Source organism: Mycobacterium sp. SMC-4 (assembly GCF_050205565.1).
Lineage (GTDB): Bacteria > Actinomycetota > Actinomycetes > Mycobacteriales > Mycobacteriaceae > Mycobacterium.
Map to the genome: position 1 here is coordinate 1 of NZ_JBNMQU010000009.1, position 22282 is coordinate 22282.

General features: G+C 67.0%; 22 protein-coding genes. 12 read left to right on the top strand and 10 right to left on the bottom strand.

Annotated elements, in window-relative coordinates:
- Positions 1-160 precede the first annotated feature (160 nt).
- The 4 genes from ACQI46_RS16415 to ACQI46_RS16430 form a co-directional block, all read right to left on the bottom strand.
- Positions 161-322, bottom strand: a complete 162-nt coding sequence (locus ACQI46_RS16415) for a YbdD/YjiX family protein (RefSeq protein ID WP_427095326.1) — start codon at positions 320-322, stop codon at positions 161-163.
- Positions 319-2616 carry a carbon starvation CstA family protein gene (locus ACQI46_RS16420; RefSeq protein WP_427095088.1) on the bottom strand — a complete coding sequence of 766 codons (2298 nt, stop codon included), beginning with the start codon at positions 2614-2616 and terminating at the stop codon, positions 319-321. The genes ACQI46_RS16415 and ACQI46_RS16420 overlap by 4 nt, the downstream gene beginning before the upstream one ends.
- A 98-nt stretch (positions 2617-2714) precedes the next feature.
- The gene (locus ACQI46_RS16425) at positions 2715-4256 is read right to left on the bottom strand and encodes an ATP-dependent DNA ligase (protein WP_427095089.1); all 1542 of its coding nucleotides are present in this window, start codon (positions 4254-4256) and stop codon (positions 2715-2717) included.
- A gap of 92 nt (positions 4257-4348) precedes the next feature.
- Positions 4349-5869, bottom strand: coding sequence for a molybdopterin-dependent oxidoreductase (locus ACQI46_RS16430; protein ID WP_427095090.1), 1521 nt, complete (start codon positions 5867-5869; stop codon positions 4349-4351).
- Between the two features lie 101 nt (positions 5870-5970).
- Here ACQI46_RS16430 and ACQI46_RS16435 point away from each other — a divergent pair, with 101 nt between their 5' ends.
- Positions 5971-6738, top strand: a complete 768-nt coding sequence (locus ACQI46_RS16435; RefSeq protein WP_427095091.1) for an SDR family NAD(P)-dependent oxidoreductase — start codon at positions 5971-5973, stop codon at positions 6736-6738.
- A 120-nt stretch (positions 6739-6858) separates the two neighbouring features.
- Positions 6859-7911, top strand: coding sequence for a phosphotransferase family protein (locus ACQI46_RS16440; protein WP_427095092.1), 1053 nt, complete (start codon positions 6859-6861; stop codon positions 7909-7911).
- Positions 7912-7917: 6 nt separating this feature from the next.
- Here the strand turns inward: ACQI46_RS16440 and ACQI46_RS16445 are convergent, their stop codons facing one another.
- Entirely contained in the window at positions 7918-8688 is a 771-nt protein-coding gene (locus ACQI46_RS16445) for a sulfite exporter TauE/SafE family protein (RefSeq protein WP_427095093.1), read from the bottom strand.
- 209 nt (positions 8689-8897) lie between these two features.
- Between ACQI46_RS16445 and ACQI46_RS16450 the strand changes: the two genes are divergently transcribed.
- Positions 8898-9383, top strand: a complete 486-nt coding sequence (locus ACQI46_RS16450; RefSeq protein WP_427095094.1) for a homocitrate synthase — start codon at positions 8898-8900, stop codon at positions 9381-9383.
- A 54-nt stretch (positions 9384-9437) separates the two neighbouring features.
- Here ACQI46_RS16450 and ACQI46_RS16455 read toward each other — a convergent pair whose 3' ends face one another.
- Entirely contained in the window at positions 9438-10919 is a 1482-nt protein-coding gene (locus ACQI46_RS16455) for a cytochrome P450 (RefSeq protein WP_427095095.1), read from the bottom strand.
- Positions 10920-11036: 117 nt separating this feature from the next.
- Here ACQI46_RS16455 and ACQI46_RS16460 point away from each other — a divergent pair, with 117 nt between their 5' ends.
- Entirely contained in the window at positions 11037-11672 is a 636-nt protein-coding gene (locus ACQI46_RS16460; RefSeq protein ID WP_427095096.1) for a TetR/AcrR family transcriptional regulator, read from the top strand.
- 46 nt (positions 11673-11718) lie between these two features.
- The gene (locus ACQI46_RS16465; RefSeq protein ID WP_427095097.1) at positions 11719-12606 is read left to right on the top strand and encodes an SDR family oxidoreductase; all 888 of its coding nucleotides are present in this window, start codon (positions 11719-11721) and stop codon (positions 12604-12606) included.
- A 3-nt stretch (positions 12607-12609) separates the two neighbouring features.
- Here ACQI46_RS16465 and ACQI46_RS16470 read toward each other — a convergent pair whose 3' ends face one another.
- Genes ACQI46_RS16470 through ACQI46_RS16480 form a run of 3 tightly spaced genes read right to left on the bottom strand, consistent with a single transcriptional unit; the run spans position 12610 to position 15443 of the window.
- A complete protein-coding gene (locus ACQI46_RS16470) occupies positions 12610-13755 on the bottom strand; it encodes an AAA family ATPase (protein WP_427095098.1) in 1146 nt (381 codons plus the stop codon).
- Positions 13756-13764: 9 nt separating this feature from the next.
- Complete coding sequence (locus ACQI46_RS16475; RefSeq protein ID WP_427095099.1) at positions 13765-14838, bottom strand: DNA polymerase IV; 1074 nt, start codon at positions 14836-14838, stop codon at positions 13765-13767.
- The gene (locus ACQI46_RS16480; RefSeq protein WP_427095100.1) at positions 14835-15443 is read right to left on the bottom strand and encodes a TetR/AcrR family transcriptional regulator; all 609 of its coding nucleotides are present in this window, start codon (positions 15441-15443) and stop codon (positions 14835-14837) included. The genes ACQI46_RS16475 and ACQI46_RS16480 overlap by 4 nt, the downstream gene beginning before the upstream one ends.
- Before the next feature lie 86 nt (positions 15444-15529).
- Here ACQI46_RS16480 and ACQI46_RS16485 point away from each other — a divergent pair, with 86 nt between their 5' ends.
- From ACQI46_RS16485 to ACQI46_RS16510, 6 genes are all read left to right on the top strand, one after another.
- A complete protein-coding gene (locus tag ACQI46_RS16485) occupies positions 15530-16072 on the top strand; it encodes an NAD(P)H-dependent oxidoreductase (protein ID WP_427095101.1) in 543 nt (180 codons plus the stop codon).
- A 569-nt stretch (positions 16073-16641) separates the two neighbouring features.
- Entirely contained in the window at positions 16642-16893 is a 252-nt protein-coding gene (nrdH, locus tag ACQI46_RS16490; RefSeq protein ID WP_427095102.1) for a glutaredoxin-like protein NrdH, read from the top strand.
- Between the two features lie 53 nt (positions 16894-16946).
- Positions 16947-17390, top strand: a complete 444-nt coding sequence (gene nrdI, locus ACQI46_RS16495; RefSeq protein ID WP_427095103.1) for a class Ib ribonucleoside-diphosphate reductase assembly flavoprotein NrdI — start codon at positions 16947-16949, stop codon at positions 17388-17390.
- Complete coding sequence (gene nrdE, locus ACQI46_RS16500; protein ID WP_427095104.1) at positions 17357-19525, top strand: class 1b ribonucleoside-diphosphate reductase subunit alpha; 2169 nt, start codon at positions 17357-17359, stop codon at positions 19523-19525. The genes nrdI and nrdE overlap by 34 nt, the downstream gene beginning before the upstream one ends.
- Before the next feature lie 66 nt (positions 19526-19591).
- The gene (locus ACQI46_RS16505; RefSeq protein ID WP_427095327.1) at positions 19592-20296 is read left to right on the top strand and encodes an MgtC/SapB family protein; all 705 of its coding nucleotides are present in this window, start codon (positions 19592-19594) and stop codon (positions 20294-20296) included.
- 6 nt (positions 20297-20302) lie between these two features.
- Positions 20303-20467 (top strand): hypothetical protein, encoded by a 165-nt coding sequence (locus ACQI46_RS16510; protein WP_427095105.1) that lies wholly within the window; start codon positions 20303-20305, stop codon positions 20465-20467.
- A gap of 135 nt (positions 20468-20602) precedes the next feature.
- On the opposite strand, the gene ACQI46_RS16515 is transcribed toward ACQI46_RS16510, so the two are convergent.
- Entirely contained in the window at positions 20603-20983 is a 381-nt protein-coding gene (locus ACQI46_RS16515; protein WP_427095106.1) for a DUF5997 family protein, read from the bottom strand.
- A 29-nt stretch (positions 20984-21012) separates the two neighbouring features.
- Here ACQI46_RS16515 and ACQI46_RS16520 point away from each other — a divergent pair, with 29 nt between their 5' ends.
- Complete coding sequence (locus ACQI46_RS16520; RefSeq protein ID WP_427095107.1) at positions 21013-21726, top strand: LysR family transcriptional regulator substrate-binding protein; 714 nt, start codon at positions 21013-21015, stop codon at positions 21724-21726.
- Positions 21727-22282 lie beyond the last annotated feature (556 nt).

The window sequence follows — 22282 nt, forward strand, 5'->3', positions numbered from 1 at the left end:
CCGCGGCGCCTCATCCAAATACTTCTTCGGCAGATGATTCTTGAACATATCCGGCGGCTCGACGATGTGATCGTCCACGCTGATCAAAATCATGTCGTCTTTGTGCATGATCGCCCGTTCTGTAGTTACTTACCGTATGGCCGACAGTTTATCGGGTAGGTCAACAGCAGCGCGCTGACGGATTCGCGTCGGCCTCGGCGTGCCGGTGCCGCCAGTACGCGCGCTCGGACATCACCGGCGCGCCAGGGTGAACCCGCTCGTGGTGCTCGACGTAACGCTGATAGTGGTTGTCGCCCATCAGCGTTTTCCAGTACCAGCTCAGCGCTCGGACGGCGCGGACCGCGCCGGGATGGATTGTTTCGGCAAGGCGTCCCACTGCTTCTGCACCTCCTTCTCGGGAGCGGTCATGAGCATTCCGGCCGGTGCGAAGATCCGCGACGGTATCGGTTTCTCTTCGGTCAACGGTTGGGCTCGGCCGCGAATCGCTTTGAGTGCCACCAGCACTCCGGCGGTGAACACGATGAGCACCAGCACGGCGAACACGATCGACAACGTGCCCTGGATGAACGTGTTGCGGATGACGGCGTCGAGTTCGCCGGCGTCCTTGGCGGCCCCGAAACTGGTGGCCCCGCCGTCGCGCGCGTTGCGGTACTGGAAATGCTGCGTCCAGTAGCCGACCTTCGGATCGCCGGAGAAGATCTTCTGCCAGGACGCGGTCATCGTCACGATGAGGTCCCACACCAGCGGAATCCCGGGAATCCACGCCCATTTCAGCAGGCCGCGCTTGATGATCACGACGGTGACCACCGTCAGCGCGATGGCGGCCAGCAGCTGGTTGGCGATACCGAACAGCGGGAAGAGCGTGTTGATGCCGCCCAGCGGATCGGTGACGCCCATGAGCAGGATGCTGCCCCAGGCCGCGACCACCACGACGCTGCAGGTCCATGCGCCGATGCGCCAGCTCGGGTCGCGCAGCTTCTTCATCGGCCCGCCGAGATTGCCGAGTCCGTCCGAGAGCATGAAGCGTGCGACGCGGGTACCGGCGTCGACCGTGGTCAGGATGAACAGCGCCTCGAACATGATCGCGAAGTGGTACCAGAACGCCTTGAGCGTCTCGCCGCCGAAGACCTGGTGCAGCACCTCGGACATCCCGAAAGCCAGCGTCGGTGCGCCACCCGTGCGGGAGATGATCGACTCCTCACCGACGCTGCGGGCCGCCTCGTCGATCTCCTCCGGGCTGATCGCCGCACCGGACAGGCCGAGGCCGTTGACGTAATCCGCGGCGGTCTGGGCGGTGGCGCCGGTCGAGGCCGACGGGGCGTTCATGACGAAGTAGAGGTGCTGGTTGAGGATGGCCGCGGTGATCAGGGCCATGATCGCGACGAAGGATTCGGTGAGCATGCCGCCGTACCCGATGAGCCGCATCTGGCTTTCTTTCTCCAGCAGCTTCGGGGTGGTGCCCGACGAGATCAGCGCGTGAAAGCCCGACAGCGCACCGCAGGCGATGGTGATGAACAGGAACGGGAACAGCGATCCGGCGAACACCGGGCCGGTGCCGCTGGCGGCGAACTGCGAGATCGCCGGAGCCTCCATCACCGGACGCGCGATCAGGATGCCGACGGCCAGCAGCGCGATCGTGCCGACCTTCATGAACGTCGACAGGTAGTCGCGCGGCGCGAGCAGGAACCACACCGGCAGGATCGACGCGGCCAGGCCGTAGATGATCAGGCACCAGGACAGCGTGACCTTCGACAGGGTGAACCACTCGGCGCCCCAGTCGGTCTCGGCGACCCAGCCGCCGGACGCGACGGCCAGAAGAAGCAGCGCCATCCCGATCAGCGACACCTCCGAAACCCGCCCGGGGCGCAGGAAACGCAGATACAGGCCCATGAAGATCGCGATGGGGATCGTCATCGCGATCGAGAAGACGCCCCAAGGGCTTTCGCCCAACGCGTTGACGACCACCAGCGCCAGCACGGCCAGCAGGATCACCATGATGACCAGTACGCCGACGATCGCGGCCACGCCGCCGACGGCGCCCAACTCGTCGCGCGCCATCTGTCCCAGCGACCGGCCCCGTCGCCGCACGGATATGGACAGCACCAGGTAGTCCTGCACACAGCCGGCCACCACCGCGCCGATGATGATCCAGATGGTTCCCGGCAGGTAGCCCATCTGCATGGCCAACACCGGCCCGACCAGCGGTCCGGCGCCGGCGATCGCGGCGAAGTGGTGCCCGTAGAGCACCCGGCGATCGGTCGGCATGTAGTCGGTGCCGTTCTCGAAAACCTCAGCCGGCGTGGCGATGTCGTCGCGCGGACGGACCACCTTCATCTCGATCAGCCGGGCGTAGAAGCGGAATCCGATCACATAGGTGCAGATCGCCGCGATGACGAACCAGACCGCATTGACGGTCTCCCCGCGGAAGAACGCGATCACGGCCCAGGCGACGGCGCCCACCAGTGCGATGGCCGCGAAGATCAGCTTGTGTTTGGTCGTGATGGGGGAGCGGTCGATGATCGCCACCGGCGGCAGGTCCTTGTCCGTGCGGACATAGGTGATGTCGCCGTGCTGCTCTTCAATCCGGTCGGGTGATTCGGCGGTCGGAGTGGCCACGTTTCTCCTCGTCGGCTCGACAATGTGGATGCCCGGTCCTTGCCTCGGTCCGATCCTCGCACCGGGGCAGGCGAGGTGGGGCAGAAATCCAGTTTCGGTCAGTGTCGGTCGTAGAGGGCGCGCACGGTGTCGATGGTGTCCGCGTCGGTGGCGTCCTTGTCGTCCCGATACCGCACGACGCGGGCGAACCGTAACGCCATCCCGCCGGGATAACGCGACGACGTCTGCAGGCCGTCGAAGGCGATCTCGACCACCTGCTCGGGACGCACGTGCACGACGTAACCGTCGGTCGGCCCGGTGGCGAGCTCGAGGAACCGCTCGGTCTGCCAGCGCAGCATGTCGTCGGTCATGCCCTTGAATGTCTTGCCGAGCATCACGAAGCCGCCGGTGTGCGGATCGCGGGCGCCGAGGTGGATGTTCGACAACTTGCCCGACCGCCGCCCGGATCCCCACTCGACGGCCAGCACCACCAGATCCAGGGTGTGCACCGGTTTGACCTTCAACCAGCCCGCGCCGCGCCGCCCGGCCTCGTACGGTGCGCTCGGTGATTTGGCCATGACGCCCTCGTGACCGGCGGCGAGCGTCGCGTCCAGGAACTGTTGCGCCGCATCCGCGTCGTCGGTGACCAAGCGGTCGACGCGCTGGTCGGCGGGTACGAACCTGTCGAGCGCGGCGATGCGCTCGGCGGTGGGTCGGTCGAGCACGTCCACGCCGTCGACGTACAGCACGTCGAAGAAGAACACCGACAGCAGCTGGGTGTGGACGCCGGTCGAGCTGCCGCGCCGGCCGAAGCGCGACCCCGTCACCTGAAAGCGGTGGGGGCGGCCGTCGGGGCGCAGCGCGATGGCTTCGGCGTCGGCGATCAGGTCGGTGACCGGCAGCGCCAGCGCGGCGTCGACGACTTCGGGCAGCCGTTCGGTGACGTTGTCGAGGCTGCGGGTGAAGATCGCGACCTCGTCGCCGCTGCGGTGGATCTGCACGCGCGCACCGTCGAGCTTGGCCTCGAACAGTGCGGTGCCGCCGACACGTTCGAGTGCCTCGCCGACGTCGGCGGCCGTCTGGGCCAGCATAGGACCGACAGGACGGCCGACCTGCAGAGTGAACTGTGCGAGCGCGCTTGCACCGCCGGTGAGCGCGGCCGCGGCCACCGTCGGCAGGGCGCCACCCAGCATCGCGGCGCGGCGTACCGTCGCCGCCGGCAGGCCCGCGGCCTTCGCGACAGCGTCGGCCATCACGCCCACCAGGGCGCCCTGACGCAACTCGCCGGTGAGCAGGCGGCGCAGAAAGGTCTGCTCGACCTCGGTGGCCGCGGCGAACAGCTCGGAGAGCAGGGCCCCGCGGCGGGCCTGGGAGCCTCTGCCGGCCACCGCCCCGATCTCGCCGAAGCGCGCGTCGACCTCATCCACGGTCAGGGTGGGTGAGGTCGCGGGGCCAGGAAGCGAACGCAGCGAGGCCCAACCGACCCCGATCTGGCGCTGGGTCAGCTCGCCGGACAGCCACGACACCAGCACCACGACCCGCTTCGCATCGCCCTCGTCACGGGCGCGGCCCAGCAACTCTGCGATCCTGGCGATCTTGGCCAGCCGCGACGAGGACGCGCCGATCTCCGACGATGCACGGGCCACCTCAATCAACAGCACGAGTCATTCTTTCCCGCCGAAATTGCATTCCACGTGCTGATTTCGCGATTTGACGCGCGTGGAATGCAATTTCGGCGAGTTGGGGCCGCGAGTCAGCGGACGGCGAACGTGATCGAGTGCCGGCCGGTGGCGCCGTCGGGAACCGGATCGGCCCGGTCGGAGGTCTGGGTGTAGCCGGTCTCATCGGTGGCGCGCACCGTGATCGTGTGAAACCCGGGTTCGCTCGCGTCCCACGGGAAGCTCCACAGGCGCCACGTGTCGGCGGAGTAGGCCTGCCCGAGCGTCGCCTGCTCCCACGGCCCGTCGTCGATCTGCACCTCGACCGCCCGGACCCCGCGGTCCTGGGCCCACGCCACACCGCCGAAAACCGCCGGGCCGAGCGCCACGTCGGCCCCACTGCGCGGGACGTCGATCCGCGACGCCGTCTTGATCGGACCGCGTTCGGCCCAACCCAGCCGCGTCCAGTACGCCTGCGCGCGATCGAATCGGGTGACTTCCAGATCGACCACCCATTTCGTCGCCGACACATAGCCGTACAGACCCGGTACCACCAGCCGGGCCGGATACCCGTGCTCGACCGGGAGCGCTTCGCCGTTCATCCCGACGGCCAGCAGCGCGTCGCCGTCGGTGAGCGCCTCGACCGGCGTGCCCGCAGTCCAGCCGTCCACCGAGGTCGACAGCACCATGTCGGCGCCCGCCTGTACCCCGGCCTGTGCCAGCAGGTCCCGCACGCGGTAACCGACCCACACTGCGGTCGAGATCAGCTCGCCGCCAACCGGGTTGGACACACACGTCAGCGTCACCGCCTTCTCGACCACATCGAATCCGTCGAGATCCTCGAAGCGGAAGGTCGTCTCACGGTCCACCATGCCGTGGATGCGCAGCCGCCAATCGGCGCGGCTGAGCTGCGGAACACTCAGTGCGGTGTCGATGCGGTAGAAGTCGGCGTTCGGTGTCACAAACGACGGCAGCGCAACATCTTTCGGCTGCACCGCCGAGGGTATCGGCGGCGCGGGCACGTCCACCGCGGGCAGCGCGAAACTCTGGCGGTCACCCGAAACCGACGTCGTGAGCCTGCTGATGACGACGCCGAGGACACCGCTGGCCGTACCTGCGGCGAGAAAGCCCAAACCCATCAGCGATGCTCGACGGGCGGTATCGACCTCGGGCCCGGCGGGCGCGGTGTCGTCGCGTGCGCGCACGGTCAGGTAGCGCAGCACCAGCACCCCGCACAGCGCGCCGATCAGCGTCGGAACGACATCGACCGGGCGGGATCCGTTGCGGGACCACACCGCCGCGCAGCCCACCGCCGCGGCGGCGAGGATCATCGCGCTGCCGACCGGACGGCGCCGCGCCTCGACGACGCCGGCCACCGCGGCCAGCGCGGCGATCACCACCAGGACCGAGACCGTGAGCACGGCCTTGTCGGCGGTCCCGAACGTCTGGATCGCCCACTCCTTGACCCCACCGGGGGTCAGGTCGATCACCGACGAGCCGACCGCGGTGCGCACATCGGCGCGCGGACCGAACAGCGCGCCGGTCAGCTGGGCCACGCCCACCGCTGTCGCGGCCGCGGCGACACCGCCGAGGGCCTTGACGCTGAGCGTGGTCATGGCGCCAAAGTACCGCCGGAAGGAACCCGAAAGCCTTACAGAACGATGTCATCAGCTAGGTTGCTTTACGATTCGAGCACTTTTTGGAAAGGGGAACCTGCGTGGAAATCTCGGGCAAGAAAGCCATCGTCGTCGGCGGAGCCTCCGGCTTCGGCAAGGCCACGGCCGAACTGTTGGCACAGCGTGGCGCCGATGTCGCGGTGTTGGACCGTCCGCAGTCGAAGGGCAAGGAAGTGGCCGACGCGATCGGTGGTTCCTTCTTCGAGGTCGACGTCACCGACTTCGAGGGCACCGAGAAGGTGCTGCAGCAGGCCATCGACAAGCTCGGGGCGCTGCACATCATCGTCACCACGGCCGGCGGCGGCGCCGCCGAGCGCACCGTCAAGAAGGACGGCCCGCACAGCCTGGACACCTTCCGCAAGAGCGTCGACCTCAACCTGATCGGCACCTTCAACATCAGCCGGTTGGCCGGTTGGCAGATGAGCCAGCAGGACCTGGTCGACGACGAGCAGGAAGAGCGCGGCGTCATCATCAACACCGCCTCGATCGCGGCGTTCGAGGGGCAGATCGGTCAGGTCGCCTACACCGCGTCGAAGGCCGCCATCGCCGGTATGTGCCTGACCATGGCGCGCGACATGGGCAGCCTGGGCATCCGTGCGCTGGCCATCGCGCCGAGCCTGTTCGCCACCGGCCTGACCGAAGGCATCCCCGACGAGTTCGCCAAGGCGCTGACCAAGGATGCGGCGTTCCCGAAGCGACTGGGCAAGCCCGAGGAGTACGCCAAGCTGGTCGCCGCGATCGTCGAGAACCCGATGCTCAACGGCCAGTGCCTGCGTCTGGACGCCGGCCAGCGGTTCGCCCCCAAGTAGCGACTCCTTCGGCGCGCTGAGGCACACAACGTGTGCGTCAGCGCGCCGAAGTCGGCCGATTTTCCTGTCAGACAGGCGTTTCCGCGTCCCGCCGCGGTGGTGACCTGACACCATGGCGGCATGCCTGTCGACCAGACACTCACCGCATCCGAGCAGCACGCCCTGCAGGACTGGATCCGCCGCATCGGCCTGGGCGCCACGGTATCCGACGTTGAACCGCTGACCGGGGGGTCGCAGAACATCGTCGTGCGGCTGCTGGTCGACGGGCATCCGATGGTGCTGCGCCGTCCGCCCGAACATCCGCGGCCCACGAGCGACAACACCATGCGCCGCGAGATCGCGGTGCTGACGACGTTGAAGGGCACCACGATTCCGCACCCGGAGTTGATCGCCGGTTGCGAAGACCTCGACGTGCTCGGCGTGGTGTTCTACCTGATGCAGTCCGTCGACGGGTTCAACCCGGGAACGGAGGTCGACGACGCGTACGTCGCCAGCGCAGAGATGCGTCACCGCGTGGGCCTGTCCTATGCCGCCGCCCTGGGCCGGCTGGGCAACGTCGCGTGGGAGGGCAGCCCGCTGGCCGCGATCAAACGGCCGGGATCCTTCCTGGCGCGCCAGGTGCCGCAGTTCATGCGGCTGCTGGAGAGTTACCGCCACGAGCGGTACGCCCCGGAGTCCTTCCCGTCGGTCCACGCTCTGGCCGAATGGCTCGAGGAGCACCGCCCTGCTGACACCGAGCCGGGCATCATGCACGGTGACGCGCACCTGAACAACGTGCTGCTGCGCCGCGACGTCCCCGAACTGGCGGCCTTCATCGACTGGGAGATGTGCACCGTCGGCGATCCGCTGCTGGACCTGGGATGGATGTTGATCTGCTGGCCGGAAGGTCCCAACCCCATCGACGCCGGTTCCGCGCTGGGTGCGCTCGGCGGGCTGGCCACCCGCAGCGAACTGCTGGCCGCCTACCGGGATGCCGGGGGCCGGCCCTCCGAGCACGTCGACTGGTACGTGGCGATGGCCTGCTTCAAGCTCGCGATCGTCATCGAAGGCACCTGGTCGCGCTACCTCGCCGGCCAAGCCAGCTCGGAAGCCGGTGAGCGGTTGCACAACTCGGCGCAGAACCTCGTCGAACTCGGCACCCGCGTCGCGCGCGGCGACAATCCGTTCGTGTAGGACCGGTCAGCGGTAGGCGTCCCAGCCGAGCCGCACGGCCAGCGCCAGACCGGCCACACCGATCGCCACCCGCATCGGTCCCGCCGGTGCGTGCCGCACGATGACCGGACCCAAGCGGGAGCCCGCCAGGCAGCCCAAACCCAACACCAGCACCGCGTCCCAGCGCACCGGGGCGACGATCGCGAAGATCACCGCGGCGACCGCGTTGGCGATGCCGAGGACGACGTTCTTGCCGGCGTTGGCCTCTGCCAGCGTGCCGTCATGCACCCGCAGCAGAACGGCGAGCAGCAGAACCCCGGCGGCAGCGCCGAAGTAGCCGCCGTAGATGCAGACGGCGAAGATCGCGACCGCCGTGGCCAGCACCGTCGTCCGCCGCCGCCGGGCGCTCACCTGAGCCGCCGGTCGTGGCCTCACCGGCACCAGAATCGCCATCGAGGCACCACCGAGCAGGACCGGCACGAGCTTCTCGAATCCCTCCGCGGGCGTCGACAGCAGCAGGGCCGCGCCGGCCACGCCACCGGCCACGGCCACCGGAACCAGTCGCCGCAACTGAGCGCGCTGGCCGGCCAACTCCGGCCGCGAGCCTGCGATCGAACCGATCCCGTTGAACACCAGCGCGGTCGTGTTGGTGACATTGGCGCTCACCGGCGGCAATCCCACCAGCAGCAGCGCCGGATAGGTCGCCACCGAAGCCAGGCCGGCGATGCTGCCGGTCAGCCCACCCAGCACTCCCGCGGCGACCAGCAGCAACGCATGTGACCATGACACCCCCGACATTGTGCAGGGCCACCCGAAGTCCGCGGGGCCCGGTGGAGACGACCGGCGGGGATCACATTTGCGTGATCCGCGCGGGCGGGGCTAGCATCGCGAACGTGCCGAGACGACTCGTAGTAGCAACCCGCAGCGGGGTTTGATTCTGACCGACCCCTCGCTGTGGGTCGTCGCTACTTCGTCGGTCACCTCTTCTCGATCTGCAAGGCCGGCACATGACTTCTCAACTCGCTTCCTCTCCGGTGTCTTTCGCCGCCCATATCAGCGTCCCGATGCCGCGGCCGCTGCGCGAACAAGCCGCGCGACGCTCCTTCACCGACTTCCTGGATGAGTACGCGCCGTCGACGGGGCCGGTGAAGCTCGGACAGTGGACGTGCATCGACGACGAGCGGCCCGCCCGTCGGCTGGGGCCACAGGCACGGAACTACCAAGCCACCCTGGCCGTCGGAGACCGCATCAGCACCGCGCGCGCGGCGGCCTGCGGGCCCGTGGCCGCACTGACCGAGATGCTGCACGACTGCGGCGTGGCCGTCGAGATGACCGCGTTTCACCAGCTGCCCGCCGGGGCGCATACCGCGACGTTCATCGAGGGCAGCCGCGACGGCCGCGCGCAGTGGGCGCTGGGATGGTCGGAAGACCCGACCACCTCGGCGCTGCGGGCCGTGATCGCCTGCGCCAACAGGCTTCTCGCCGACGCGTAAGGGCCTGCCGGAATCGCTTCCGGCAGGCCCCTTGTCGCGTCGATCAGGCGGTACTCAGTGCAGCGGGCGCAGCACGATCGGCATGCCGTCGACCGGCACCGACATTCCGCCGTGGTCGTAGAGCGGCTTGTAGTTCGGTTCCACCAACTCCAGCCGGTACTTGCGCAGCAACCGGTGCATGACCGTCTTGATCTCGAGCTGGCCGAAGACCATGCCGATGCACTTGTGTGCGCCGCCGCCGAACGGCGCGAACGCGTACCGGTGCTTCTTGTGTTCGTTGCGCGGCTCGGCGAAGCGCGACGGGTCGAACTTCTCCGGGTCGGTCCACAGCTCGGGCAGACGGTGGTTGAGCGCGGGCCAGGTCATGATGTTGGTGCCCGCCGGGATGTAGTAGCCGAGCAACTCGGTGTCGCGGACCGCCTGGCGGAAGTTGAACGGCAACGGCGTCATCATCCGCAATGCCTCGTTGATCACCAGGTCGTAGGTCTCCAGCTTCTCGAGAGCCTCGATGTCCAGCGGGCCGTCGCCGATCCGTGTCGACTCGTCGCGGCAGCGGTCCTGCCATTCGGGGTTGGCCGCCAGGTGGTAGGCCATGGTGGTCATCGTCGAGGTCGACGTGTCGTGGGCCGCCATCATCAGGAAGATCATGTGGCTGACGACATCCTCGTCGGTGAAGCTGCCGCCGTCTTCGTCCCGCGCGTGGCACAGCACGCTGAACATGTCGGTGCTCTCCGAGGCCCGCTTCTCGGCGATGCGCGCGTTGAAATAATCCTCGAGAGTCTTACGGGCCTGGATGCCGCGCCACCAGGTCAGCGGCGGTACCGGCTTACGCACGATCGCGTTGCCGGCCCGCGTGGTGGTGGTGAACGCCTCGTTGACCGTGGTGACCAACTCGGTGTCGGTGCCGGCCTTGTGGCCCATGAACACCACCGACGCGATGTCGAGCGTCAGCTCCTTGACCGCGGGATGGAACAGGAAGCGGGGGTCGTTGGCCACCCAGTCGTTGGCGACGACCTTCGAGGCCACCGAGTCGATGTGCTCGACGTAGCCGGCCAGGCGGGTGCGGGTGAACGCCTCCTGCATGATGCGCCGGTGGTAGAGGTGGTCATCGAAGTCGCGCAGCATCAGACCGCCCTCGAAGAACGGCCCGATCACCGGGTCCCAGGCTCGCTGCGAGAAGTCCTTGTTGCGGTTGGTGAACACCGCCTGCGTCGCGTCCGGCCCCAGCGCGGCCACCGCCGGCAGCACCTGCGAACCGGAGAAGTAGATGGGACCGTACCTGCGGTACTGGTGCAGGATGAAGTCCGGACCGCCGCGGAACATCTCGATCATGTGCGCGATCACGGGCAGACCCTTGTCGCCCTTGACCGCCTTGAGGCCGCTGCCGGCGGGCGGCTCGGCGAGGGTGATCTCCTTGAATTCTGTCTCGAGGAGTTTCTTCTCGAGCAGTCCCATGCCCGGGATCGTCACCGGCGTCGGCTTGAGCCGTCGTTTTGCCTGGTCAATCAAGTAGTCTCTGGTGCTGATCGTCGCCATTGAACGCTCCTGTACAGAACACTTGTGGTGGATGTCACCCTTACCCCATCCTGATAGGGAGACTTGACGCATGTCAAGTTTGAAGTGCGCCGAGTTCCGATGAAAAGGTCTTGAGTCATGACTGTTGAACCGCCACCGTCCGCGGAGGACCGTCGCAGCCGAGGCGATCGGCAGCGCGAGGCCATCGTCGCCGCGGTGCGCGAACTGCTCGAGGAGCGCTCGTTCGCCGACCTGTCGGTCAGCGCGATCAGCGAGCGCGCCGGCGTGGCCCGTTCCGGCTTCTACTTCTACTTCGAGTCCAAGTACGCCGTTCTCGCGGTGATCCTCGACGACGCCCGCGAAGAACTCACCGAACTGACCCACGACTTCGCGCCGCGTGAACCGGGGGAGACGCCCTCGGAATTCGCCAAGCGCATGGTCGGCAGCGCCGCCAAGGTCTACGCCACGAACAACCCCGTGATGCGGGCCTGCTCGGCGGCCCGCAACACCGACGCCCAGATTCGCGCCATGATGGACGACTTCGCCGAAGCCGTCGTGGCCAGGATCGTCGCACTGGTCCGCCAGGATGCCGGGGCGCGGCCGATCAGCTCCGATCTGCCCGCCCTGATCCGCACCCTGGCCGGGACGACGATGATGACGCTGACCCACGACAGCGCGTTCATCGGCGCCGACCAGGACGTGGCCCGTGCCGTCGAGATCGTCGAGCGGTTGTGGCTGTATGCACTGTGGGGTGGCAGCGATCTTCGCGGTTGACCGTATGCGATTTCGCCGGGGCTGACCGCCGGTAAGGTCGGCACACATGGCGCAGCGCAGCGGACGACGCAGACCCTTCCGAAACGGTTACGCCGGCAAACGGTGCTTCGTCACCGGCGCGGCCAGCGGGATCGGTCGCGCCACCGCTCTGCAGCTGGCCGCTCAGGGGGCCGAGCTGTATCTGACCGATCGCGACGCCGACGGGCTGGCCGTCACCGTGGCCGATGCGCGCGCGCTCGGCGCCACCGTCGCCGAACATCGCGCGCTCGACATCAGTGACCACGACGCCGTCGTCGCATTCGCCGACGATATCCACGCGAACCATCCCGCGATGGACGTCGTGATGAACATCGCCGGCATCTCGGCGTGGGGCACCGTGGACGAGTTGACCCACCAGCACTGGAAGTCGCTGATCGACATCAACCTGATGGGGCCCATCCACGTCATCGAGACGTTCGTGCCGCCGATGATCGCGGCGCGCCGCGGCGGTCAATTGGTCAACGTGTCCTCGGCCGCGGGACTGGTGGCGCTGCCGTGGCATTCGGCCTACTCGGCCAGCAAGTACGGGTTGCGCGGACTCTCGGAGGTGCTGCGGTTCGACCTGGCGCGGCACCGCATCGGGGTGTCGGTGGTGGTGCCCGGCGCGGTGAAAACGCCGCTGGTGGAAACCGTGGCCATCGTCGGTGTGGACCGCGAGGACCCGCGCGTGCAGTTCTGGACGCGTCGGTTCGGCGGACACGCGGTCTCCCCGGAAGTCGCCGCACATAAGATCCTGCGCGGGGTGGCGCGCAACCGCTACCTGATCTACACCTCCGGCGACATCCGGGCGCTGTACCTGTTCAAGCGCACGATGTGGCTGCCCTACAGCGTGGCGATGAAGCAGGCCAATGTGCTGTTCACCCGGGCTCTGCGACCGAACCGAAAGCAGCGCTGAGGGTTACCGGGAACCCCAGTTCCAGCTCGGGGTGCTGAGCAGATCCTGTCCGGCGATCGTGGTTTCGCCCCAGTCCTTGACCAGTTCGATCTCCCCGGCCTCGGCGTCGAGTGCCCGGCGCAGCGCCACCGAGTGCGTGACCACGACGACCTGGGCACGCGCCGCGGCCGCGGAGATCAACTGGGCCAACGGAGTGACCAACTCGGGGTGCAGGGACGTCTCGGGCTCGTTGAGCACCATCAACGACGGCGGCTGCGGACTGAGCAACGCCGCCGCCCACAGCAGGAATCTCAGTGTCCCGTCGGACAGTTCGGCACTGCGCAGCGGCCGCAGCATGCCGCGCTGACGCAGTTGCAGATCGAACAGTCCGTCGTTGGCCGACACCGAAAGCGTCGCCCCGTCGAATGCGGTGGCCACCGTGCGCGGGAGATCCTCGGTGCCGGTTTCGAGAATCGTCTGGACCGCCGAGGCCAGATCGGCGCCGTCGTCGGCCAACACCGGAGTCCGCGTACCCACCTGCGGCCGGCGAGCCGGGGCATCGCGGTCGGTGCGGAAACCGTCGTAGAAGCGCCAGTCGCGCAGGCGGTCTCGGACCATGGCCAGCTCGGGAACCGCACCGGCCCAGTCGCTGAGGACGCTGCGGTGCGGAGCCAGGTTTCGGGCCAGTTCGTCGAAGCGGCCGGTGGTGTCGCCGGCGATCTCCACATGGGCGCGGACCCGGCGCACGAGGGTCGCCGCCGGTCGGGGTACCGGTCCGGCGAACACCAGCTCGCGTTTGATCTCGGGATCGCGGTGAAAGGCGGTGTTCCCGTCCTGGGGTAGGCCGAGGTCGATCAGATAGCCGAAATCGTCAGACGCGTAACCCAGTTCGATCGAGACGTGGCGGGAGCGCCGGCCGCCTTCGGTGACACCGGTGCGGCGTGCCGCGGTCAGGGTCTCCGGACCGGCCCACAACGCGGACTCCACCCCACCTTCCCTGGCGAACGAGCCGATCACCTCGCCGCGCCCGCAGTCTGCCAGGAGCCTCAACGCCCGGTAGAACGAGGACTTCCCGGCACCGTTGGCGCCGGTGATCACCGTCAGCCGGCGCAGCGGTACCACCACGTCGCGCAGCGAGCGGTATCCGCGGATGGCGACCGTCTCCAGCATGACCCGACGTTATCGGCCGGTACCGACACTGGTGGCGTCGGGCGCAGCGAGCTCCAGACGGACACCGAGCAGCCGGACCGGACGGTCCAACTCGAACAGGTTCAGCAGGTCCGCAGCGGTGGCCACGATGGTCTCGACATCGGTGCCCGGTGCAGCGAGCTTGCGGATCTTGGTGCGCGTGTAGAACGTCTTGGTGCGTACCGTGACGGCGACGCGGGTGACGATGCGCTGTTGTTCGACGACTTCAGCGAGCGTGCGGCGCGCCAGATCGGCTACGGCGTCGGCCATTTCGCGCGCATCGGTGAGGTCCTGCGGGAACGTGACGACATGGCTGCGCGATCGCGGCACCCAGGGCTCTGCGCTGACGGTGCTGTCGCCGCCGCCTTTGGCCAGCAGCAGGATCCACAGCCCGGTCGTCGGCCCGAAGGCGGTGGTGAGCACCTCGGCATCGGTTGCGGCCAGTTCGGCCACTGTGGTGACGCCCATCGCGGCAAGCTTTTTCGCGGTCTTCGGTCCGACGCCCCACAATTCGTCGACGGGACGCTCGCCCATGGTGGTCATCCAGTTGTCGTCGGTGAGGACGTGGATTCCGGCTGGTTTGGCGAAGCCGGTGGCGACTTTGGCGCGCTGCTTGTTGTCACTGATGCCGACCGAGCACGACAACCCGGTCTGGGCGCCGATCAGGGCGCGGATCTGCTCTGCCAGCTCGATCGCGTCGCGCAGGCCGCCCACCTGCGCGCCGACATACGCCTCGTCCCATCCCCATACCTCGACGGGGTGACCGAGGTCGCGCAGCAACACCATGACCTGTTCGGATGCGGCATCGTAGGCCTCGGAGTCCGAGGGCAGGAAGGTCGCTTCAGGGCAGCGCCGCACCGCAGCGCGCAGCGGCATCCCGGCGCGCACGCCATATGCGCGAGCTTCGTAGGAGGCGCACGTGACGACCTTGCGCGCCTCGGTGGGGTCGCCGTTGCCGCCGACGATCACGGGCGTTCCGACGAGTTCGGGGTGGCGCTGCAGTTCGACCGCGGCCAGGAACTGGTCCAGGTCGACGTGCAGGATCCACCCCGGGTGTTCGGTCATGTCCCGCACAGCTTGCGCGCCACGCTGTCCCATGCGTCTGCGAGTTCGTCGAGGGTGCGTCCGCGCGCGGTCGTCTGGTAGTGCACGTAGTCGGCGTCGAGCAGGGCCATCAGCGCGGAGGCCTGTGCGTCGAGATCGCCGGTGGTGCCCGCAGACTGGAGAAGGACCCGAATATGGCTGTGGTGCAACGTCATCGGCGCGCTGAACCGCATCTGTGCATCGCGGCCGACGTCGGAGAGCAATGCGTGGTGCTTTTCGACGAACTCGAGCCGCTCGCGTCCGTAGGCCAGCAGCCGATCCAACGGCGGCGCGCCGGGGCCCAACGGGGGAGGCCCGAACAGCATCGCGTGCTGATGGGCCTTCTCGTCCTCGTCGAGCAGCACGTTCATCAACCCCGCCCGGCTGCCGAACCTGCGAAACAGTGTGCCCTTGCCGACGCCCGCAGCCGCGGCGATGTCGTCGGTACTGACCGCCTCGGCGCCGCGTTCGGCAACGAGGCGGCGTGCGGCGTCGAGAAGCAGGACCCGGTTGCGTGCCGCGTCGCCACGTTCGGACGGGACGGCCTCGCTCACCGGCAGCGTTCCGGGACGGTCAGACGCGCTCACCCTGGCCACTTTAACTCAGACGAAATAAATCGGACCGTAGTCCGGTTGGTGCGTGCAAGGATTCATCGGTCGAGGAAGGGGCGGAAATGTCGGAGAACGTCGTCTTGGTCTTGGTGGGCAGTCTGCGAGCAGCGTCGGTCAATCGCCAGCTGGCCGAACTCGCGGTCGCCAGCGCGCCCGCCGGAACCACCCTCGAGTGGTTCGACCGACTGGGGGAGCTGCCCTTCTACAACGAGGACATCGACAACGACTCGGTGGCCGAGCCCGTGGCGGCACTTCGGGAAGCGGCCGCCCGCGCCGGGGCGGCGCTGGTCATCACCCCCGAGTACAACGGCACCATCCCGGGCGTCTTGAAGAACGCGATCGACTGGCTGTCGCGGCCCTGGGGCAACAGCGCGCTCAAGGACAAGCCGCTCGCCGTGGTGGGCGCGGCACTCGGGCGTTACGGAGGCCAGTGGGCGCACGACGAGACCCGAAAATCCTTCGGGATCGCCGGCCCGCGCGTCCTCGAGGATCTGGCGCTGTCGATCCCGACCAAGACCCTCGACGGCAAGCATCCGCGGGAAAACGCCGAGGTCGCCGAGCGCTTGCGCGACATCATCGGAAAGCTGGTCAGCGAGATCGCCTGACACCCAGCCGGGGCAATTCTTCCTCGTGGCGGTAGCCGGGATGGGCGGGTCGTACTGCGCCGGCTCGATGCCCGTCGGAGACGGTGTGCAGCGTGCGGCCTCGCGACGCGCTGAGGGACCTTTGCCCGACCTGTGACGCAGCCGCCGTTCTGTTTGCTGGCCCGGGTAGGCGGCGAGGCGACCGGGAGGTGACTTGTCGGTGGGTGCTGATAAACCTGTGCGACGGCGTGCGACACGGTCGGTTGTGACGTGCGACACGCCGGGACGACGGGCGGCGAAAGGCTTACGACCTGGGAATTTCAAGATTGTCATTCAGAACATCTTGTATCTCTTCTGAATGTCGGACACTAGGTGTAGTGTTTCGAGCACCGAAGGAACCCCAAGATATGGTGTCCGAGCGGAACCGAGGAATCCGGCGCAGTCGCCCTCAGCGCGAGCCGGAGCGAGGTCCCGACGGCCTGGAATTTTGGCGGTCCCAGGGTCGCTGAACTACAGCGAGACGTAGTAATCGAGATGTTGCCAGCCTTTCTTCTCTTCCCGCCCAGCCTCACGACAGGAGCCGATCACAGATGACTCAGCCAGCACCCGTCACCGTGTACACGAAGCCGGCCTGCGTGCAGTGCAACGCCACCTACAAGGCGCTGGACAAGCTGGACATCGCCTACGACGTCATCGACATCTCCGTTGACGACGAGGCGCGTGACTACGTGATGGCGCTGGGGTACCTGCAGGCCCCCGTCGTGGTGGCCGGCGGTGAGCACTGGTCGGGCTTCCGCCCGGACCGGATCAAGGCGCTGGCGGCAGCTGCGGCCACCGCCTGAGCCCGGCGGGTGCCAGCGGACGACGGACAAGCCAGAGAAGTGCAGGAGTGACCATGACCAACCTCGTGTACTTCTCCAGCGTGTCCGAAAACACCCACCGCTTCGTCCAGAAGCTCGGGATGCCCGCCACCCGCATTCCCCTTCATGGGCGTATCCGGGTCGAAGACCCCTACGTCCTCGTGCTGCCGACGTACGGCGGCGGGCGCGCAACGCCGGACATCAACGACGGCGGTTACGTCCCCAAGCAGGTGATCGCGTTTCTCAACGACGAGCACAACCGGTCGTTGATCCGCGGCGTCATCGCGGCGGGCAACAACAACTTCGGCGCGGAGTTCGCCTACGCGGGCAACGTCGTCTCACGTAAGTGTGGCGTGCCCTACCTGTACCGATTCGAACTGATGGGAACCCCGGACGACGTCGACGCCGTCCGGGCGGGATTGCAAGACTTCTGGAAGGAACAGACGTGCCACCAACCGTCACAGCTGCAGAACCAGTAACCACGGGCACGCACGCGCTGCCGGGGGAGACCGATTACCACGCGTTGAACGCGATGCTGAATCTGTACGACGCCGACGGCAAGATTCAGTTCGACAAAGACGTGCTCGCGGCGCGGGAGTTCTTCCTGCAGCACGTCAACCAGAACACGGTGTTCTTCCACAGCCAGGACGAGAAGCTCGACTACCTGATCGAGAAGAACTACTACGAGCGCGAGGTGCTCGACCAGTACTCGCGCAACTTCGTCAAGACGCTGCTGGATCGCGCCTACGCCAAGAAGTTCCGGTTCCCGACCTTCCTCGGCGCGTTCAAGTACTACACCTCCTACACGTTGAAGACCTTCGACGGAAAGCGATACCTGGAGCGGTTCGAGGATCGCGTCGTCATGGTCGCGCTGACGCTGGCCTCCGGTGACACCACGCTGGCCGAGAAGCTCGTCGACGAGATCATCGACGGCCGGTTCCAGCCGGCCACCCCGACATTCCTGAACTCGGGTAAGAAGCAGCGCGGCGAGCCGGTCAGCTGCTTCCTGCTGCGCATCGAAGACAACATGGAGTCCATCGGCCGCTCCATCAACTCGGCACTGCAGCTGTCCAAGCGCGGCGGTGGAGTTGCCTTGCTGCTCACCAACATTCGTGAGCACGGAGCCCCGATCAAGAACATCGAGAACCAGAGCTCGGGCGTCATCCCCATCATGAAGCTGCTCGAGGACTCCTTCTCGTATGCCAATCAGCTCGGCGCGCGCCAAGGTGCGGGTGCGGTGTACCTGCACGCCCACCACCCCGACATCTACCGGTTCCTCGACACCAAACGCGAGAACGCCGACGAGAAGATCCGCATCAAGACGCTGAGCCTGGGCGTGGTGATCCCGGACATCACCTTCGAGCTGGCGAAGAAGAACGAGGACATGTACCTGTTCTCGCCGTACGACGTCGAGCGGGTCTACGGCGTCCCGTTCGCCGACATCTCCGTCACCGAGAAGTACTACGAGATGGTCGACGACAGCCGGATCCGCAAGACGAAGATCAAGGCGCGGGAGTTCTTCCAGACACTGGCTGAGCTGCAGTTCGAGTCCGGCTACCCGTACATCATGTACGAGGATACGGTGAACCGAGCCAATCCCATTGATGGCAAGATCACGCACTCCAACCTGTGCTCGGAGATCCTGCAGGTCTCGACACCGTCGGAGTTCAACGAGGATCTGTCCTACAAGAAGATCGGCAAGGACATCTCCTGCAACCTCGGCTCGCTCAACATCGCCAAGGCCATGGATTCACCGGACTTCGCGCAGACGATCGAGGTGTCGATCCGCGCGCTGACCGCGGTGAGCGACCAGACGTCGATCGCGTCGGTGCCGTCGATCGAGCAGGGCAACAACGACTCTCACGCCATCGGCCTGGGGCAGATGAACCTGCACGGCTACCTGGCTCGGGAGCGGATCTTCTACGGCTCCGAAGAGGGTATCGACTTCACCAACATCTACTTCTACACCGTGCTCTACCACGCCTTGCGCGCCTCGAATCGCATTGCGATCGAACGCGGTAGGGCATTCGGCGGGTTCGAGCGGTCCAAGTACGCATCGGGTGAGTTCTTCGACAAGTACACCGACCAGGTGTGGGAGCCCAAGACCGCGAAGGTTCGCCAGCTGTTCGCCGATGCCGGGATCCGCATTCCGAATCAGGACGATTGGAAGCGGCTCAAGGAGTCGGTGCAAAAGCACGGCATCTACAACCAGAACCTGCAGGCCGTGCCGCCGACGGGATCGATCTCCTACATCAACCACTCGACCAGCTCGATCCACCCCGTGGCGAGCAAGATCGAGATCCGCAAGGAAGGCAAGATCGGTCGCGTCTACTACCCGGCGCCGTACCTGACCAACGACAACCTGGAGTACTACCAGGACGCGTACGAGATCGGCTACGAGAAGATCATCGACACCTACGCCGCGGCCACCCAGCACGTGGATCAGGGGCTGAGTCTGACGCTGTTCTTCAAGGACACCGCCACCACCCGCGATGTGAACAAGGCGCAGATCTACGCGTGGCGCAAGGGCATCAAGACGCTCTACTACATCCGGCTGCGCCAGATGGCTTTGGAAGGTACCGAAGTCGAGGGCTGCGTCAGCTGCATGCTGTAGGGGCGGACAACGCGGCGGCGCCCAGACACCTGGTGTTCATCTAGACCCGGTAAGTGGGGCGGGATGATCGACACGTTAGAACTGGCTCTGCGCGTCTGCGCGGGCGTCGGCCTGGGCGCCGCGATCGGTATCGAGCGGCAGTGGCGCTCGAAGATGGCGGGCCTGCGCACCAACGCGTTGGTCAGTCTCGGCTCGGCACTGTTCGTGGTGATGGGCGCCTACGCGTTCGCGGCGGGTGACCCGACGCGAGTCGCCGCGCAGGTCGCTTCGGGCATCGGGTTTCTCGGCGCAGGCGTCATTCTCAAGCAGGGCACCAGCATTTCCGGGCTCAACACCGCCGCCACCCTGTGGGCCTCGGCGGCCGTCGGCTCGCTGGCCGGTGCCGGCATGTTCGCCGCGGCAGGGGCAGGCACGGTCGCCGTCATCGCGGCCAACGTCCTGCTGCGTCCACTCAGCCGGCTTCTGGACCGCAACCGCACCTTGGGCTCCGAATCGGGGGCGACCGAGTACCGGTTCGAGGTGCGCTGCCGTGCCGATGCGGAAAGCGAAGTGCGGGCACTGGTAATGGACGCCATCATCGGTCCGGAGTTCACCATCCGCTCCGTTGCGACCGAGGACTTGGTGAGTACCGACGAGATTCGCATCGTCGCGATGGTCGTGACCGCGGACCGCAACGACCGGGCCGTCGAGTCCGCGCTGGCCGCTGTCGTCACCGCGCCGCCCGTCAGCGCAGTGCGGTGGACCGCCGAAGATCTCAGCGGTGTCGACTGAACGCCCATGTCGACCACACTCGAGGTCTTCCTCATCACCGCGTTGGTACTCGGGATCGTCGGCGCGCTGTTCAGCCTGATCTTGGTGTGGGAGAAGTGGATCAGAGGCAGCGTGCTGGAACGGCGCCTCGATGATTTCTTCGATCGGGTCAGCGACAGGTTCTTCCGGTGATCCGGGCTCGAACAGAGTGGGCGTTGCGTGACCTCGGTAGCTCCTGGCCCCGAGTGTGCCGTCTCATACAGGTGCAACGGCGCGTCGCGTACGAAACTGCACGACCGGAAGCAGATCAGTCGCCGTTGTGAAGGTTCAGCGGGCCTGCTCTGACCGCAGCCCTTTCAAGCGTCGTTCTTCGCGCAGCACGTTCTGGTAGCTCTCGCGTTCGGCGACCAGCCAGTCCGGCTTCTCGTCCAGGAGCGCTGCGATCTGTTCGCTGGTCAGCGCCTCGGTGACCCCACCGCGCGCGAGACCGGCGATCGACACACCGAGTTTGGCGGCGACGAGATTCTTCGGATGTGGGCCGTTCTTGCGAAGGTCTTTGAGCCACTGCGGCGGATCGGCCTGCAACGCGGCGAGCTCGCTGCGGGTGATCGGGTTCTCCTGGAACTCCGGGGGAGTGGCAGGCAGGTACACGTCCAGCTTCTTCGCCGCGGTTGCGGGTTTCATGGACTGTGCATCAGGCCTGCTCATGCGCCCCAGCCTATCGGTAGCCTGATCCGATGACTGCGCGCTCGCTGACCCTCGGCTATGTCCCGGGGGCGACGCCGGCGAAGTGGGCGCGGACGTGGGCGCAGCGCCATCCAGATGTGCCCTTGCAGTTGAACACCGTCGCCGCGGCTGAAGCGGCGAATGCGGTGCGCAGCGGTGCCGTCGATGTGGCGGTACTCCGGCTGCCGACCGATACGTCCGGACTGGCCGTCATCCCGCTCTACGAGGAGACCACGGTGGTGGTCGTGCCGACCGATCACCTACTCACCGCCGCTGACGCTGTCGCTGCTGCCGACCTCGACGGCGAGCCGACGCTGGTTGCTCTCGATCACGTTGTCGACTGGGCTGACGCTCCGGGTGTCCCTGTCGTCCACCGTCCTGAAACCACCTCTGAGGCAATCGAACTCGTCGCCACCGGAATGGGTGCTCTGATCGTCCCGCAATCGCTGGCGCGCCTTCATCACCGCAAAGACCTCACCTATCGACCGATCAGCGATGCGCCCACCTGTGCGGTGGCGCTGGCTGTCATGGAGGGGCCACAGTCGCAGCTCGTCGAGGAGTTCATCGGCATCGTGCGCGGCCGCAAGCCAGGGTCGTCTCGGGGCCAGTCGGAACCGGCACCGAAACGCACCGCCCGCGAGAAGGCGCTGGCCAAGCAGGCCGCCCGGGCCGCGGCGGGCAAGGGCACCCGTAGGCCGGGCGGGGCCAGGCGCGGGCGGCGCTGACCAGACGGCCGGCGCGCAGACGACGCGCGAGCAGACGCGCCGATCCTCGAACCGGGACGGTTCCAGGGGTGTGGGCGTCTGCTCAGCGGAAGAACATCGACCGAAAGCCTGACCATTTGCCATGAAAGGTGTCTACTGGTGTTTCATCAGCGAGGGGAGGTCGTGATGAAACGACGGGTTGTTGCCGGGGGAGGGATCGTGGCGACGCTTGCAGCCGCGGTACTGGCCGGGGCACCGGCGGCTGGTGCACAGCCCCCGGATCCCGAGTGCACTCAAGAACAGGCTGCCGAGACCGGACAACGGTGCGAACAACAGCCGCCCGGTCTGCCCGAGCCGCAACTGCCGAGAAACCCGAACGATGTTGCTTCGCAACCGACTCCGACTCCGGCTCAGCAGCAGCCGCCGCCCCAGCAGGGCGATCTGGCCGACACGAATTGCTGGGTCGTCAACGGGGTGCCTCGATGGAACGCACCAGGAACTGCGCCCGCTCCGGCGTCCACGACCGACGTCATCGAGTGGTGCCCCACGAAGTACGGGCTGACACCGCGCCCGCGCT

Bases quoted from the DNA above. Each gene is read 5' to 3' on its own strand.
- ACQI46_RS16470 (WP_427095098.1), bottom strand. From the start codon at position 13,755: ATGCTGGAGACGGTCGCCATCCGCGGATACCGCTCGCTGCGCGACGTG.
- ACQI46_RS16520 (WP_427095107.1), top strand. From the start codon at position 21,013: ATGACTGCGCGCTCGCTGACCCTCGGCTATGTCCCGGGGGCGACGCCG.
- ACQI46_RS16440 (WP_427095092.1), top strand. From the start codon at position 6,859: ATGCCTGTCGACCAGACACTCACCGCATCCGAGCAGCACGCCCTGCAG.
- ACQI46_RS16430 (WP_427095090.1), bottom strand. From the start codon at position 5,869: ATGACCACGCTCAGCGTCAAGGCCCTCGGCGGTGTCGCCGCGGCCGCG.
- ACQI46_RS16455 (WP_427095095.1), bottom strand. From the start codon at position 10,919: ATGGCGACGATCAGCACCAGAGACTACTTGATTGACCAGGCAAAACGA.
- ACQI46_RS16475 (WP_427095099.1), bottom strand. From the start codon at position 14,838: ATGACCGAACACCCGGGGTGGATCCTGCACGTCGACCTGGACCAGTTC.
- ACQI46_RS16510 (WP_427095105.1), top strand. From the start codon at position 20,303: ATGTCGACCACACTCGAGGTCTTCCTCATCACCGCGTTGGTACTCGGG.
- ACQI46_RS16450 (WP_427095094.1), top strand. From the start codon at position 8,898: ATGACTTCTCAACTCGCTTCCTCTCCGGTGTCTTTCGCCGCCCATATC.
- nrdI (WP_427095103.1), top strand. From the start codon at position 16,947: ATGACCAACCTCGTGTACTTCTCCAGCGTGTCCGAAAACACCCACCGC.
- nrdH (WP_427095102.1), top strand. From the start codon at position 16,642: ATGACTCAGCCAGCACCCGTCACCGTGTACACGAAGCCGGCCTGCGTG.
- ACQI46_RS16515 (WP_427095106.1), bottom strand. From the start codon at position 20,983: ATGAGCAGGCCTGATGCACAGTCCATGAAACCCGCAACCGCGGCGAAG.
- ACQI46_RS16460 (WP_427095096.1), top strand. From the start codon at position 11,037: ATGACTGTTGAACCGCCACCGTCCGCGGAGGACCGTCGCAGCCGAGGC.
- ACQI46_RS16465 (WP_427095097.1), top strand. From the start codon at position 11,719: ATGGCGCAGCGCAGCGGACGACGCAGACCCTTCCGAAACGGTTACGCC.
- ACQI46_RS16485 (WP_427095101.1), top strand. From the start codon at position 15,530: ATGTCGGAGAACGTCGTCTTGGTCTTGGTGGGCAGTCTGCGAGCAGCG.
- ACQI46_RS16445 (WP_427095093.1), bottom strand. From the start codon at position 8,688: ATGTCGGGGGTGTCATGGTCACATGCGTTGCTGCTGGTCGCCGCGGGA.